At 60.4% G+C, this 15801-nt stretch carries 13 protein-coding genes; 8 read left to right on the top strand and 5 right to left on the bottom strand.

The features are described from left to right. Positions 1-32: 32 nt before the first annotated feature. From QYH43_RS00590 to gatC, 4 genes are all read right to left on the bottom strand, one after another. A complete protein-coding gene (locus QYH43_RS00590; protein ID WP_095058422.1) occupies positions 33-407 on the bottom strand; it encodes a septal ring lytic transglycosylase RlpA family protein in 375 nt (124 codons plus the stop codon). Positions 408-494: 87 nt separating this feature from the next. Then, positions 495-1940, bottom strand: a complete 1446-nt coding sequence (gatB, locus tag QYH43_RS00595; protein ID WP_095058423.1) for an Asp-tRNA(Asn)/Glu-tRNA(Gln) amidotransferase subunit GatB — start codon at positions 1938-1940, stop codon at positions 495-497. Between the two features lie 10 nt (positions 1941-1950). After that, entirely contained in the window at positions 1951-3402 is a 1452-nt protein-coding gene (gene gatA / locus QYH43_RS00600) for an Asp-tRNA(Asn)/Glu-tRNA(Gln) amidotransferase subunit GatA (RefSeq protein WP_095058424.1), read from the bottom strand. Between the two features lie 16 nt (positions 3403-3418). Next, a complete protein-coding gene (gene gatC, locus QYH43_RS00605) occupies positions 3419-3706 on the bottom strand; it encodes an Asp-tRNA(Asn)/Glu-tRNA(Gln) amidotransferase subunit GatC (RefSeq protein ID WP_007901429.1) in 288 nt (95 codons plus the stop codon). 211 nt (positions 3707-3917) lie between these two features. Here gatC and mreB point away from each other — a divergent pair, with 211 nt between their 5' ends. The 8 genes from mreB to tldD all read left to right on the top strand — a co-directional run bounded on the left by mreB (position 3918) and on the right by tldD (position 15132). Beyond that, positions 3918-4955, top strand: a complete 1038-nt coding sequence (mreB, locus tag QYH43_RS00610) for a rod shape-determining protein MreB (protein WP_002555108.1) — start codon at positions 3918-3920, stop codon at positions 4953-4955. 143 nt (positions 4956-5098) lie between these two features. Beyond that, positions 5099-6214, top strand: a complete 1116-nt coding sequence (gene mreC / locus QYH43_RS00615; protein WP_095058425.1) for a rod shape-determining protein MreC — start codon at positions 5099-5101, stop codon at positions 6212-6214. Further along, complete coding sequence (gene mreD, locus QYH43_RS00620) at positions 6214-6705, top strand: rod shape-determining protein MreD (RefSeq protein WP_095058426.1); 492 nt, start codon at positions 6214-6216, stop codon at positions 6703-6705. The genes mreC and mreD overlap by 1 nt, the downstream gene beginning before the upstream one ends. A gap of 32 nt (positions 6706-6737) precedes the next feature. After that, positions 6738-7334, top strand: a complete 597-nt coding sequence (locus QYH43_RS00625) for a nucleoside triphosphate pyrophosphatase (RefSeq protein WP_095058427.1) — start codon at positions 6738-6740, stop codon at positions 7332-7334. A 57-nt stretch (positions 7335-7391) separates the two neighbouring features. Beyond that, complete coding sequence (rng, locus tag QYH43_RS00630; RefSeq protein WP_095058428.1) at positions 7392-8849, top strand: ribonuclease G; 1458 nt, start codon at positions 7392-7394, stop codon at positions 8847-8849. A gap of 75 nt (positions 8850-8924) precedes the next feature. After that, positions 8925-12728: a YhdP family protein gene (locus QYH43_RS00635; RefSeq protein WP_095152085.1), complete on the top strand. Its 3804-nt coding sequence runs from the start codon at positions 8925-8927 to the stop codon at positions 12726-12728. Positions 12729-12822: 94 nt separating this feature from the next. Next, positions 12823-13677 carry a carbon-nitrogen hydrolase family protein gene (locus QYH43_RS00640; RefSeq protein ID WP_301155888.1) on the top strand — a complete coding sequence of 285 codons (855 nt, stop codon included), beginning with the start codon at positions 12823-12825 and terminating at the stop codon, positions 13675-13677. 12 nt (positions 13678-13689) lie between these two features. Beyond that, positions 13690-15132 (top strand): metalloprotease TldD, encoded by a 1443-nt coding sequence (tldD, locus tag QYH43_RS00645; protein WP_301155889.1) that lies wholly within the window; start codon positions 13690-13692, stop codon positions 15130-15132. A 105-nt stretch (positions 15133-15237) separates the two neighbouring features. Here tldD and yjgA read toward each other — a convergent pair whose 3' ends face one another. Next, positions 15238-15762, bottom strand: a complete 525-nt coding sequence (yjgA, locus tag QYH43_RS00650) for a ribosome biogenesis factor YjgA (protein WP_034148278.1) — start codon at positions 15760-15762, stop codon at positions 15238-15240. Between the last annotated feature and the right edge of the window lie 39 nt (positions 15763-15801).

Here is a 15801-nt window from a genome sequence, read left to right on the forward strand (position 1 = left end):
GGCTAATCCGAAAATGGTCGGGACTCCATCCGTCAGTCGTCGAGGACTTGCACGCGAACCTTCGCAGTGCCGCTGCGCAGCATGCCCAGGCGCTCGGCGGCTTCCCGGGACAGGTCGATCAGGCGGCCACGGGTGTGCGGCCCGCGATCATTGATGCGTACCACGCAGGATTTGTCGTTATTCAGATTGGTGACCTTCACCCGTGTACCAAAGGGTAGCTGGCGATGGGCGGCGGTCATGGAATTCATGTTGAAACGCTCGCCGTTGGCGGTGCGTTTGCCTTGGTGTTTGGCGCCGTAGTAAGAAGCCACACCGGTTTTGTCGTAGCCATGCGGATCGACGGTGTCGGTGCTGGCGCAACCGGCCAAGAAAGAGAGCAGGGCGCAAAGGCTGAGCAGATGCTTCATTGAAGGTTTCCCGAAAACAAATGTGGGAGCCAGCAGGCTGGCTCCCACAAGGAGTGGAGCCAGATTTGAAGGCTGGCTCCATTTTCATCAGCCTTCGAGTTTGCTTTTCAGCAATTCGTTCACCTGTTGCGGGTTGGCCTTGCCTTTGGAGGCTTTCATGGCCTGGCCGACGAAGAAGCCGAACATCTTGCCGCGCTTGGCTTCGTCTGCCGCGCGGTATTGCTCGACTTGCTCGGCATTGGCCGCGAGCATTTCGTCCAGCACCGCCGAGATGGCGCCGGTGTCGGTCACTTGCTTGAGGCCGCGCTTGTCGATGATCTCGTCCGCGCTGCCTTCGCCATTGGCCATCGCTTCAAACACCACCTTGGCGATCTTGCCGGAGATGGTGTTGTCCTTGATGCGCAGCAGCATGCCGCCCAGAAGCTCGGCGGAAACCGGCGACTGTTCGATGTCCAGGCCTTGCTTGTTGAGCAGGCTGCCCAACTCGACCATCACCCAGTTCGCCGCCAGCTTGGCGTCGCCGCCGATGCTCGCGACTTTCTCGAAGTAATCGGCTTGTTCGCGGCTGGTGGCCAGCACGCTGGCGTCGTAGACCGACAGGCCGAACTGCTCCTGGAAGCGCTCGCGCTTCTGCGGTGGCAATTCCGGCAGGGTGGCGCGCACGTCGTCGAGGAACGAGTTCTCGATCACGACGGGCAGCAGGTCCGGATCGGGGAAGTAACGGTAGTCGTTGGCCTCCTCTTTGCTGCGCATCGGACGGGTTTCGTCCTTGTTCGGATCGTACAGGCGAGTCTGCTGGATGACTTTGCCGCCGTCTTCGATCAGTTCGATCTGACGCTGGATTTCGCTGTTGATCGCCTTCTCGATGAAACGGAACGAGTTGACGTTCTTGATCTCGCAGCGGGTGCCGAACTCGACCTGGCCTTTCGGACGGATCGACACGTTGCAGTCGCAGCGCAGCGAACCTTCGGCCATGTTGCCGTCGCAAATACCCAGGTAACGTACCAGCGCGTGGATGGTCTTGACGTAAGCCACGGCCTCCTTGGCGCTGCGCATGTCCGGCTCGGAAACGATTTCCAGCAGCGGCGTGCCGGCACGGTTCAGGTCGATGCCGGTGGCACCGTTGAACTCTTCGTGCAGGCTTTTACCGGCGTCTTCTTCCAGGTGCGCACGGGTAACGCCGACACGTTTGATCGTGCCGTCTTCCATGGCGATGTCCAGGTGGCCCTTGCCGACGATCGGCAATTCCATCTGGCTGATCTGGTAGCCCTTCGGCAGGTCCGGATAGAAGTAGTTTTTACGGGCGAACACGTTGTGTTGGCCGATCTCGGCGTCAATCGCCAGACCGAACATCACCGCCATGCGCACCGCTTCCTGGTTCAGCACCGGCAGCACGCCGGGCATGCCCAGGTCTACGAGGCTGGCCTGGGTGTTCGGCTCGGAACCGAACGTGGTGGAACTACCGGAAAAAATTTTCGACCGGGTGGTGAGCTGGGTGTGAATCTCCAGCCCGATCACGACTTCCCATTGCATGTGTGTCTCCTCAGAAGCCGGTTGGGGTGCGGGTGTGCCAGTCAGTGTTGAGCTGATACTGGTGGGCAACGTTCAACAGGCGACCTTCCTGGAAATACGGAGCGAGCAATTGCACGCCGACCGGCAGACCGTCGACAAAACCGGCCGGCATCGACAGGCCAGGCAGGCCCGCGAGGTTGGCGGTGATGGTGTAGACGTCTTCCAGGTACGCAGCGACCGGGTCGCTGTTCTTGGCGCCGAGCTTCCAGGCCGGGTTCGGCGTGGTTGGGCCGAGGATGATGTCGACCTCATTGAAGGCCGCCATGAAGTCGTTCTTGATCAAGCGACGGATCTTCTGCGCCTTCAGGTAGTAAGCGTCGTAGTAACCGGCCGACAGCGCGTAGGCACCGACCATGATCCGGCGCTGCACTTCAGGACCGAAGCCCTCGCCACGGGAGCGTTTGTATAGGTCGATCAGGTTGACCGGGTTTTCGCAGCGGTAGCCGAAGCGCACGCCGTCGAAACGCGACAGGTTGGACGAGGCTTCCGCCGGGGCGATCACATAGTATGCAGGGATCGCGTGCTGCATGTTCGGCAGGCTGATTTCCTTGATCACGGCGCCGAGCTTTTCCAGCTCCTTGACGCTGTTGTGGATCAGCTCGGCGATGCGCGGGTCGAGACCGGCGCTGAAATACTCTTTCGGCACGCCGATGCGCAGGCCTTGCAGCGAGCCGTTGAGGCTGGCGCTGTAGTCCGGCACGGGCTCATCGATGCTGGTGGAATCGTTTGGATCGAAGCCGGCCATGCCTTGCAACAAAATTGCGCAGTCTTCGGCAGTGCGCGCCATCGGGCCGCCCTGATCGAGGCTGGACGCGTAGGCGATCATGCCCCAGCGCGAAACGCGACCGTACGTCGGTTTCAGGCCAGTGAGGTTGGTCAGGGCTGCTGGCTGACGAATGGAGCCACCGGTGTCGGTGCCGGTGGCTGCTGGCAGCAGACGAGCGGCGACGGCGGCGGCAGAGCCACCCGACGAACCGCCCGGTACGTGTTCCAGGTTCCACGGGTTTTTCACCGCGCCGTAGTAGCTCGACTCGTTGGCCGAACCCATGGCGAATTCGTCCATGTTGGTCTTGCCCAGGGTCACGGCCCCGGCAGCGGCGAGCTTGGCGACGACAGTGGCGTCGTACGGTGCTTTAAAGTTGTCGAGCATCTTCGAGCCGCAGCTGGTGCGAATGCCCTGGGTGCAGAACAGGTCTTTGTGGGCGATCGGCGCGCCGAGCAGGGCGCCGCTCTCACCATCGGCCCGGCGGGCGTCCGCGGCTTTCGCCTGCGTCAGCGCCAGGTCTTCGGTGAGGCTGATGAAACTGTTGAGCTGCGGATCGAGCTGGGCGATGCGCGCCAGCAGGACTTTGGTCAGCTCTTCGGAGGAAAACTTTTTATCGGCGAGTCCGCGGGCGATCTCGGCCAGAGTCAATTGATGCATTGCAGGCTCTTTCCCTTTAGTCGATGACTTTCGGAACCAGGTACAGGCCGTTTTCGACCGCTGGTGCGATGGACTGGTAAGCCTCGCGGTGATTGGTTTCGGTCACGACGTCTGCGCGCAGGCGCTGGCTGGCTTCCAGTGGGTGGGCGAGCGGTTCGATACCGTCGGTATTGACCGCCTGCATTTCGTCGACCAGCCCGAGAATGCTATTAAGGGCCGAAGTGATGTGTGGAAGATCGGCATCATTGAGGCCAAGGCAGGCCAAATGAGCGATTTTTTCCACGTCGGAGCGTTCAAGCGCCATTGGGATTCTCCAGTGGAAAACAAAACGGACGGCGTCCGTGTGTTAGATTGTCGGAACACTACCGCACTTCTACGGTCATAAGGCCGCGATTGTGGGGCTTGGTGCACAGAAAAGCGGCCAATTTAACATATTGGCGCCTTGCCCAAAATCCCTGTCGTTGTTAGAGTTTGCCGCACTTTTTTACCCACGCGTTGCCTAGGGTCCCTTTCCCATGTTCAAGAAACTGCGTGGCATGTTTTCCAGCGATCTTTCCATTGACCTGGGCACTGCCAACACCCTTATTTACGTGCGCGAGCGCGGTATCGTCCTGAATGAGCCATCGGTTGTGGCCATTCGGACACACGGTAACCAGAAAAGTGTCGTTGCTGTCGGCACCGAAGCCAAGCGCATGCTGGGCCGAACGCCGGGCAACATTGCTGCCATTCGTCCGATGAAAGACGGCGTGATCGCCGACTTCAGCGTTTGCGAAAAAATGCTGCAGTACTTCATCAACAAGGTTCACGAAAACAGCTTCCTGCAGCCTAGCCCTCGCGTGTTGATCTGCGTTCCGTGCAAATCCACCCAGGTTGAGCGTCGTGCCATCCGTGAATCGGCCCTCGGTGCCGGTGCCCGTGAAGTGTTCCTGATCGAAGAGCCAATGGCTGCTGCGATCGGTGCCGGCCTGCCGGTAGAAGAAGCTCGCGGTTCGATGGTCGTGGATATCGGTGGTGGTACCACTGAAATCGCGCTGATTTCCCTGAACGGTGTGGTTTACGCTGAATCCGTACGTGTGGGCGGCGACCGTTTCGACGAAGCGATCATCACTTACGTGCGTCGCAACTACGGCAGCCTGATCGGTGAATCCACTGCCGAGCGCATCAAGCAGGAAATCGGTACGGCCTACCCGGGCGGCGAAGTTCGCGAAGTCGACGTTCGCGGTCGTAACCTGGCCGAAGGCGTTCCACGTGCATTCACCCTGAACTCCAACGAAGTGCTCGAGGCTCTGCAAGAGTCCCTGGCAACCATCGTTCAGGCCGTGAAAAGTGCTTTGGAGCAATCGCCGCCGGAACTGGCTTCCGACATCGCCGAGCGTGGTCTGGTACTGACCGGTGGTGGCGCCTTGCTGCGTGACCTCGACAAGTTGCTGGCCCAGGAAACGGGTTTGCCGGTGATCGTTGCCGAAGACCCGCTGACCTGCGTTGCTCGCGGCGGTGGCCGTGCATTGGAAATGATGGATAAACACACCATGGACCTGCTTTCCAGCGAATAAGTCGCCGGATTGCCTCTATGCTGTTTAGCGCGCAGGCGGCACTTTGCAGTGCTGCCTGTTCGCGTTTATCTTCTGTCAGTCTGCATCCAGGCCGGATCGCTGCCGTATGAATAAAGAGAACATTTGCCTGGGAGGAGCGGCTTATTAAACCGCTTTTCACCAAAGGCCCCTCACTGGGCGTGCGCTTGTTGGTGCTGGTCGTGCTATCGGTCGCGCTGATGGTGGTCGATGCCCGCTTCACACTGCTCAAGCCAGTGCGTAGCCAAATGTCGCTGGCGCTGATGCAGTCTTACTGGATCACTGACCTGCCGCAGCGGCTGTGGCAGGGTGTTGCCAGCCAGTTTGGCAGCCGCACCGAGCTCGTCGCCGAAAACGAAAAACTCAAGACCGAAAACCTGCTGCTGCAGGGTCGCATGCAAAAGCTTGCCGCCCTGACCGAGCAGAACGTTCGCCTGCGCGAGTTGCTCAACTCTTCGGCACTGGTCAACGAGAAGGTCGAAGTGGCCGAGTTGATCGGCATGGACCCTAACCCCTTCACCCATCGCATCATCATCAACAAAGGTGAGCGTGACGGTGTGGTCCTCGGTCAGCCGGTGCTCGATGCCCGTGGCCTGATGGGCCAGGTGGTCGAGTTGATGCCGTACACGTCCCGTGTGCTGTTGTTGACCGACACCACCCACAGCATTCCAGTGCAGGTGAACCGCAATGGCCTGCGGGCGATTGCCAGCGGCACCGGCAACCCGGAACGCCTGGAGCTGCGTCACGTGGCCGATACCGCCGACATCAAGGAAGGCGACCTGCTGGTCAGTTCCGGTCTCGGTCAGCGCTTCCCGGCGGGTTATCCGGTGGCGACGGTCAAGGAAGTGATTCACGACTCCGGCCAGCCGTTTGCCATTGTTCGCGCCGTGCCGACCGCTGCGTTGAACCGCAGCCGTTATCTGCTGCTGGTGTTCAGCGACACCCGTACCCCTGAAGAGCGTGCCAATGACGCCGCCCAGGCGCAGGAGTCGCTGGATGCGCAGGGTGGTGGGCCAATCATCCCGGCAACCGTGCCGAAACCGGCCATTGTCCCGGCGGCTGCTGCGGCACCGGTTGCTCCGGCCACTCCGGCAGCGGCGGCGAGCGCATTGCCTGCTGCCACGCCAGCCAAGCCTGTTGCTCATCCTGTTGCCAAGCCACCCGCGACTCAACCCGCCACCGTGAAACCTGCTGCCAAACCGCCTGTCTCTGCACCGGCTACCACTGGGGGACGAGAATAATGGCCGGTGTAAAAGCTTCGCGAAACGGCTGGATTGTCTGGTTGACCTTCGCCATCGGTCTGCTGCTGAGCGTTTCGCCGTTGCCACAATTCATGGAAATCCTGCGCCCGCTTTGGCTCGCCTTGTTGCTGGCATTCTGGGCGTTGAACCTGCCGCAGACCGTCGGGATGGTGACGGCGTTTTGCCTGGGCCTGGCTGAAGACGTGCTGTACGGCACGTTGCTGGGACAGAACGCATTGATCCTGACGCTCATCACCTACCTGGTGCTGGCGCTGCAACAACGCTTGCGGATGTTCCCGATGTGGCAACAGAGCCTGGTCATCCTGGTGATCTTCGGCCTCGCGCAGCTTGTTCAACTCTGGCTCAGCGCCCTGACCGGCAATCGCCAGCCAACCCTGGCGTTGGTGTTGCCGGCACTGGTCAGCGCATTGCTCTGGCCGTGGATAAGCTTCGGTTTGCGCGGATTGCGTCGACGCTACAAAATCAATTAATTCGCTCAGGCATTGGACAGGGAGAGGTCTTGATGAAACGGTTGTACCTCGCCTCTGGCTCGCCGCGTCGGCGTGAGCTGCTCACGCAGATCGGCGTGCCGTTCACCGCCATCAGTGCACAAATCGATGAAACTCCTTTGGATCGAGAATCCCCGTCGGCTTATGTCGAGCGCCTGGCGCGCGGCAAAGCCGAGGCCGGGCGCGGTTCGGTCGTGTCTGAAGATCCGTTCTGTGTTCTCGGCGCCGATACCGCCGTGGTGCTCGACGGAAAAATTCTCGGCAAACCCGTCGATGAAGCCGACGCGTGCGCCATGCTGAAGATGTTGTCCGGACACGAGCATCAGGTCTTGACCGCTATTGCCGTGCTCGATGGTGAGCGTTGCGAATCCCGGGTTGTTACCAGTCGCGTGCGTTTTCGGGATATCAGTCGTGAAGAAGCCGTGGCCTACTGGGCCAGCGGTGAACCACGGGACAAGGCGGGTGGATACGGCATTCAAGGACTGGGTGCGGTGTTCGTCGCCGGGCTCAATGGAAGTTACTCGGCGGTGGTCGGACTGCCGCTGTGCGAAACCGCGGAACTGCTCGGCCATTTCGGCATACCCTGTTGGCAAACCCACCACGCGCGCTAAGCGTCGTACTGAACAAATGCGGCCATTATCGTGAATACGCCAGAACGAGATCCTGCCATGAGTGAAGAGATTCTGATCAACATCACGCCGATGGAATCGCGCGTGGCGGTGGTCGAAAACGGTGTCCTGCAAGAGGTTCACGTCGAGCGCACGCAAAAGCGCGGCATCGTCGGCAACATCTATAAAGGCAAAGTCGTGCGGGTATTGCCGGGGATGCAGGCCGCTTTCGTAGACATCGGCCTGGATCGTGCCGCGTTCATTCATGCTTCGGAAATTTCCCTGCGCGAAGGTCCAGCAGTCGAAAGCATCAGTGCCCTTGTGCATGAAGGCCAGAGCCTGGTGGTGCAAGTCACAAAGGACCCGATCGGTTCCAAGGGTGCGCGCCTGACCACGCAACTGTCGATTCCTTCGCGTTACCTGGTGTACATGCCGCGCACGGCCCACGTTGGCATTTCCCTGAAGATCGAAGACGAAGCCGAGCGCGATCGCCTCAAGCAAGTGGTCACCGATTGCGTGGCCAAGGAAGGCATCAAGGAAGCCGGCGGTTTCATCCTGCGCACGGCCGCCGAAGGTGCCGGGGCGGATGAGATCCTGATGGACATCCGCTACCTGCGTCGGCTCTGGGATCAGATCAACGAACAGATCAAGACCATCGGCGCGCCAAGCGTGATCTACGAAGACCTCGGCCTGGCGTTGCGCACGCTGCGCGATCTGGTGAGCCCGAAGATCGAGAAAATCCGTATCGATTCCCGGGAGACTTTCCAGAAAACCACGCAGTTCGTCGCCGAACTGATGCCGGAGATCGCTGATCGCCTGGAGCACTACCCCGGCGAGCGGCCGATTTTCGATTTGTATGGTGTCGAAGACGAAATCCAGAAAGCCCTTGAGCGCAAAGTCCCGCTGAAGTCCGGCGGCTATCTGGTGGTCGATCCGGCGGAAGCCATGAGCACCATCGACGTCAATACCGGGGCGTTCGTCGGTCATCGCAATCTCGAAGAAACCATCTTCAAGACCAACCTGGAAGCCGCGACTGCCATTGCTCGTCAGCTGCGCCTGCGCAATCTGGGCGGCATCATCATCATCGATTTCATCGACATGGAAGATGAAGAGCACCAGCGCCAGGTGCTGCGCACGCTCGAGAAACAACTGGAGCGCGATCACGCCAAGACCAACATCATCGGTATCACCGAGTTGGGCCTGGTGCAGATGACCCGCAAGCGCACCCGCGAAAGCCTCGAACAAGTATTGTGTGAGCCGTGCACCTGCTGTCAGGGGCGCGGCAAGCTGAAGACACCGGAAACCGTTTGCTACGAAATCTTCCGCGAAATCCTTCGTGAGGCTCGCGCCTATCAGGCGGAAGGCTATCGTGTATTGGCGAACCAGAAAGTTGTCGATCGTCTGCTGGACGAAGAGTCGGGCAATGTCGCTGAGCTTGAAGGCTTTATCGGTCGCACGATTCGGTTCCAGGTCGAAACCATGTATTCCCAGGAACAGTACGACGTGGTGTTGCTCTGAATCTTTACGCTTCAGTAGTACCAGAGCGGCTGGCCTCAGCTTTTTGCAAGACTTTTGCCATGGGAGCCAACTGACATGGATCGTCTGACACGCATTTTGGCCACGCTGACCCGCTGGGGGCTGGGCCTTTGCGCGTTGGTTTTGGTGTTGCTGGCGCTCTATGTCAGCCTTGGCCGTGAGCTGTCACCGTTGGTGGCCGAGTACCGTGCCGAAGTCGAAAGCAAAGCCACCGAAGCTTTGGGCATGCCGTTGCAGATCGGTGAGCTGGAAGGCAGCTGGAGCGGCTTCGCACCGATTTTGCTGGCTCACGATGTGACGTTCGGCGAGGGCGCCAATGCCTTGCATCTGGATCAGGTGCGGGCGGTGCCGGACCTCTGGGCCAGCGTGCTGGCGCGCCAACTGCGTATCGCACATCTGGAGCTCAATGGCCTGAAAATCAGCCTCAAGCAAGGCGAGGACGGCCAGTGGGCGCTGGAAGGTTTGCCGGTGAAAGGCGATCAACCCCTCGATCCAGAGCAGTTGCTCAACCAAATGCAGATGATCAGGCAACTGTCGGTGCTCGACAGTCAGGTCACCCTGCAACCGTTTGGCGAGTCGCCGCTGACCTTGACCTATGTCGGCATGAATCTGAAGGTCGGCCCCACTCGTCAGCGCCTCGACGCTCGATTGACACTTCCCGACGGCCAGCCGATGGCCATGAGTCTACGCACCCGCCTTCGCGCCAGTGAGTGGAAGGACGGCGAGGCAGAAGTCTATCTGAGCCTGCCGCAAAGCGACTGGTCGAAATGGTTGCCCGAGCAACTGACCCAGCAATGGAATTTCACCGAGATCAAGGCCGGTGGCGAGCTGTGGGTAAATTGGGGCAAGGGCGTTGTGCAAAGCGTTGCCGTGCGCTTGAACGCGCCACAGCTCAAGGGGGCTTATGCCGAGCGCAAGCCGATCCAGATCAACAATCTGGCCCTGAACGGTTATTTCCAGCGCGGTGCCGAGGGCATGCTGGTGACCGTGGATTCGCTGGCCATGAACCTGGACGAGACGCGCTGGGAAACGCGCTTGCAGGTCAAACAAACGGTGACCACTGACACCGCCGAAGAGCTCTGGCACCTGCAGGCTGATCGCGTCGATCTCACGCCGCTCACGCCGCTGATCAATGCTCTCGGGCCACTGCCCCAGGGGGTTGCCACGGTAGTGGAGCGGCTCAAGGTCACGGGCGGTTTGCGTAATGTGCTGATCGATATCCGGCCCAATGCCACGGGCGACAAAAAATTCGAGTTCGCCGCCAACCTCGACCGGGTCGGCTTCGACGCGTATTACGGCGCGCCGGCGGCACGCAATGTCAGCGGCAGTATCAGCGGCGACCTGGGGCACGGTGAACTGCGCATGGACAGCAAGGATTTCATGCTGCACCTGGACCCGATCTTCGCCAAGCCATGGCAATACATTCAGGCCAACGCGCGGTTGACCTGGAAACTTGATAAAGACAGCTTCACCCTCGTTGCGCCGTACCTGAAGGTGTTGGGTGAAGAAGGCAAGATTGCCGGTGACTTCCTGATTCGGCTGTATTTCGATCCCGTACAGGAAGACTACATGGACCTGCGTGTGGGCCTGGTGGACGGCGACGGTCGTTATACCGCCAAGTACCTGCCGAAGCTCCTCGGCCCGGCGCTGGATGAATGGTTGCGCACCGCCATCCTCAAAGGTGCGGTCGACGAGGGTTTCTTCCAGTATCAGGGCTCACTGAGCCGCGATGCCAAGGACACGGATCGCAGCATCAGCCTGTTCTTCAAGGTTCACGATGCCGAACTGGCATTTCAGCCGGGCTGGCCGCATGTCAGCAAGGTCACGGGCGATGTGTTTGTCGAGGACAGTGGCGTGCGGGTTCTGGCCAGCAAGGGGCAGTTGCTCGACACTCAGGTCAGCGATGTTGACGTCAATATCCCTCACGTTCCAGCGGGGCAAACCTCCCGCCTGTTTCTCGACGGCAAATTTGCCGGTGGTTTGGGCGATGGCCTGAAAATCCTTCAGCAAGCACCGATCGGCACCGCCGACACCTTTGCCGGGTGGGAAGGCGAGGGCGAATTGCAGGGCAAGCTGAAACTGGATATCCCGCTGGCCAAAGGCGAGCAGCCGAAAATTCTCGTCGATTTCAAAACTGACAAGGCGCGGTTGAAACTCGCCGAGCCTTCGCTGGAGCTGACTCATCTCAAAGGTGATTTCCGGTTTGACAGCGGCAAGGGGTTGAGTGGCCAGAACATCAGCGCAAGAGCCTTCGACAAACCGGTGACTGCCCAGATTTTTGCCGATGGACGCGGGGGCAAGCTCAATACCCGCGTCGTCGCCTCGGGGCATGTCGAGGTCAAGAAACTCACTGACTGGCTGAAGGTGACGCAGCCGCTGCCGGTCAGTGGCGTGATCCCTTACAAACTGCAACTGACCCTGGACGGCGCCGACAGCCAACTGATGGTCAATTCCAGCCTTAAAGGTGTGGCGGTCGATTTGCCGGCACCGTTCGGCATGCCCGCCGACGTCGGGCGCGATACAACGTTGCGCATGACCCTGCAAGGCGCCGAACGGCGCTACTGGGTCAACTACGGAAACCTGGCGAATTTTACATTTGCAGCGCCGACCGGCAGTTTTGCCGACGGACGCGGTGAATTGTTTCTCGGTGGCGGCGATGCCGTGTTGCCCGGCGCCAAAGGCCTGCGGATACGGGGTGTACTTTCGGAGCTGGATGTCGGTCCGTGGAAGGCGCTGGTGGACAAGTATGCCGGTCAGGACCCGAGCGGCAGCGCCAAACAGTTGCTCAGCGGTGCCGATTTCAAAGTGGGCAAACTCAGTGGCATTGGCACGACACTGGATCAGGCATCGGTGCAGTTGACGCGTAAACCGGCCTCTTGGGCGGCACAGCTCGACAGTCAGCAGGTCAAGGGCAGCGCCAGCATTCCCGACGCGAAAGGCGTGCCGATTGTGATCAATCTGCAAACCGTGCGTCTGCCAGCGCCGGATCCGACTGTGCTGGCGGACGAAAACTCACCCGACCCGCTGGCAACGGTGGACCCGACGAAAATCCCGGCGATAGATATCACCATCAATCAGCTGTATCAGGGCAAGGATCTGGTCGGTGCGTGGTCGCTGAAAATTCGACCGACGGCCAAAGGCATCGCCTTCAACTCGCTGGATATGGGGCTCAAGGGCATGCTGTTGCAGGGCAGCGGTGGTTGGGAAGGCACGCCGGGGGCCAGTAACAGCTGGTACAAGGGGCGAATCAGCGGCAAGAACCTAGCGGATGTGCTCAAGGGTTGGGGCTTTGCACCGAGCGTCACCAGCCAGGACTTTCATATGGATGTCGATGGCCGCTGGCCGGGCTCGCCAGCCTGGGTGGCGACGAAGCGGTTCTCCGGTAGCCTCGATGCGTCGCTCAATGAAGGCCAGTTTGTCGAGGTCGAGGGCAGTGCCCAGGCATTGCGCGTGTTTGGCCTGCTCAACTTCAACTCCATTGGCCGTCGCTTGCGCCTGGATTTCTCCGACCTGTTCGGCAAAGGCCTGAGTTACGACCGGGTCAAAGGCTTGCTGGTGGCGTCCAACGGGGTGTATGTCACCCGTGAACCGATCCGTCTGACTGGCCCGTCGAGCACCATCGAACTCGACGGCACCTTGAATATGGTGGCGGACCAGATCGATGCGAAACTGCTGGTGACCTTGCCGGTGACCAACAACTTGCCGATTGCCGCGCTGATTGTCGGTGCGCCCGCGATCGGTGGGGCACTGTTCTTGATGGACAAGCTGATCGGCGACCGCGTTTCGCGTTTCGCCAGCGTCAAGTACACCGTCAAAGGGCCGTGGAAAGAGCCGAAAATCACCTTCGAAAAACCTTTTTGAAACCCGCTTTCCGGGCCTATGGAGTAGCATGGCCGAAGGCGCAGCCTTCGGCAGCTCCTACAGGGTATGAAGTGATTTCAGAAAGGATAAGGCCATGTCTGTCGCGGTGATTCAAATGGTCAGCCAGAGCGATGTGCTGGCCAATCTGGCACAGGTCCGTCGCTTGCTTGAGCAAGCGGCTGCTGGCGGTGCGAAGCTTGCCGTACTGCCGGAAAACTTCGCCGCCATGGGCCGCCGCGACATCGCCGACATCGGTCGCGCCGAAGCATTGGGTGAAGGCCCGATCCTGCCATGGTTGAAACAGACAGCACGTGACCTCAAGTTATGGATAGTGGCTGGCACATTACCGTTGCCGCCGGCAGATCAGCCGACGGCCAAGGTGCATGCCTGTTCGCTGCTGGTCGATGACCAGGGCGAAACGGTGGCGCGCTACGACAAATTGCATTTGTTCGACGTGGACGTAGCGGACAATCGTGGGCGTTATCGAGAATCCGATGACTATGCTTATGGCAATGGTGTCGTGGTGGCGGACACGCCGGTCGGCCGGGTTGGCCTGACGGTCTGTTATGACTTGCGCTTCCCTGAGCTGTACAGCGAGTTGCGTGCAGCCGGCGCGGAATTGATCACCGCTCCATCGGCCTTCACTGCGGTGACGGGCGCCGCGCACTGGGATGTGCTGATTCGCGCGCGGGCCATCGAGACCCAATGTTATGTGCTCGCGGCTGCCCAGGGTGGGACGCATCCGGGGCCGCGGGAGACCTTCGGTCACGCCGCCATCATCGACCCGTGGGGTCGAGTGCTGGCGCAACAGGACCAGGGCGAGGCCGTGCTGCTGGCCGAACGCGATAGCAGCGAACAGGCGTCCATCCGGGCGCGGATGCCGGTGTCCAGTCACCGGCGCTTTTTCTCGCAGGGCGCCCGGCGACCTGCATCAGAACGACGAATTTAAGGCGTAAAACATATGAGCGAGTTGTTGTCCTCAGTCAGTGAACACCTCCTGGCGCCTGGCGGCGTGACGATCGAGAGCCTGCAAGGTGTGCTCGGCGATCTCGCCGGCCCGGGCATCGATGCCGCCGACCTGTATTTCCAGGGACAGATTTCCGAGTCTTGGGCGTTGGAAGACGGCATCGTCAAGGAAGGCAGTTTCAACCTCGATCAAGGTGTGGGCGTACGGGCGCAATCGGGTGAAAAAACCGGTTTTGCCTATAGCAACGCCATCACCCTGGAAGCGTTGGGCGCCGCCGCCCGTGCCGCCCGTTCGATTTCCCGCGCCGGGCAGAATGGCACGGTGCAGGCGTTCACCACGCAAGACGTCGCGCAGTTGTACGGTCCGGACAATCCGCTGGAAGTGCTGAGCCGCGCCGAGAAAGTCGATTTGCTCAAGCGCATCGACGCTGCGACCCGTGCCCTTGATCCACGTATTCAGCAGGTCACCGTGAGCATGGCCGGCGTCTGGGAACGGATTCTGGTGGCCTCCACCGACGGCGGCCTGGCGGCGGACGTGCGGCCGCTGGTGCGTTTCAACGTCAGTGTGATCGTCGAGCAGAACGGCCGTCGCGAGCGCGGTGGCCATGGCGGTGGCGGTCGTACCGACTACCGCTATTTCCTCGCCGAAGACCGCGCCATGGGTTATGCCCGTGAAGCGTTGCGCCAGGCGCTGGTCAATCTGGAAGCCATCCCGGCACCGGCTGGCACATTGCCGGTGGTGCTCGGTTCCGGTTGGTCGGGCGTGCTGCTGCACGAAGCGGTCGGCCATGGTCTGGAAGGCGACTTCAACCGCAAGGGCAGTTCGGCCTATAGCGGGCGCATGGGTGAAATGGTTGCGTCGAAGCTGTGCACCATCGTCGATGACGGCACCCTGGCCGGTCGTCGCGGCTCCCTGAGCGTCGATGACGAGGGCACGCCGACCGAGTGCACCACGCTGATCGAGAACGGCGTACTCAAGGGCTACATGCAGGACAAGCTCAATGCGCGCCTGATGGGCGTGGCCCGCACTGGTAACGGTCGTCGCGAATCCTACGCACACCTGCCGATACCGCGCATGACTAACACCTACATGCTCGCCGGCGAAAGCGACCCGGCAGAAATCATCGCCTCGGTGAAACGCGGTATCTACTGCGCCAACCTGGGCGGGGGCCAGGTCGACATCACCAGCGGCAAGTTCGTGTTCTCCACCAGCGAGGCGTACCTGATCGAAGACGGCAAGATTACCGCACCGGTCAAAGGTGCGACCCTGATCGGCAACGGGCCGGAAGCCATGAGCAAAGTGTCGATGGTCGGTAACGATCTGTCGCTGGACAGTGGTGTGGGGACGTGCGGCAAGGATGGGCAGTCGGTGCCGGTGGGTGTCGGCCAGCCAACGCTGAAGATTGATGCGATCACCGTGGGTGGCACGGGCTCGTAAGGATGTAATGCTCCCGTAGGAGCTGCCGCAGGCTGCGATCTTTGCTTTTCAATAGAAAAAGATCAAAAAATCGCAGCCTGCGGCAGCTCCTACAGGGGGCGAGAATTAACGCAGACCGCGTTGAGTCTCGTCCAGCTCACGGATGTACTTGAAGATTTTACGGCTGGAAGCAGGAGGCTTGTTTTGCGCAACCTCGTGCTGTGCCTGCCGGATCAGGGAACGCAATTGCTGGCGGTCCGCGTCCGGGTAGTCGACGACGAACTTTTCCAGCACGGCATCGTCGCCGGCGATCAGGCGATCGCGCCAACGTTCCAGGTTATGGAAGCGTTCGTTGTACTGGCGAGTGGAGGCATCGAGTTGATCGAGCAAAACCAGAATGGCGTCAGTGTCCTGATCGCGCATCAGTTTGCCGATGAACTGAAGGTGCCGTTTACGCGCGATGTTCGCGGTGTGCTTGGGCGCATCGGCCAGGGCCCGGCGCATAGCGTCGGTCAACGGCAGTTTTGCCAGCAAGTCAGGCTTGAGTGTTGTAAGGCGCTCGCCGAGGTCAACCAGAGCATGCAGCTCGCGTTTGACCTGGGATTTGCTTTTTTCTCCCGTATCGAGGGAGTCGTCGTAAGAATCAACCATGGTGGCCGTCCGCAAAGAAACGCCGCCATGATAACCAGT

Source organism: Pseudomonas sp. C32, from assembly GCF_030417915.1.
GTDB lineage: Bacteria > Pseudomonadota > Gammaproteobacteria > Pseudomonadales > Pseudomonadaceae > Aquipseudomonas.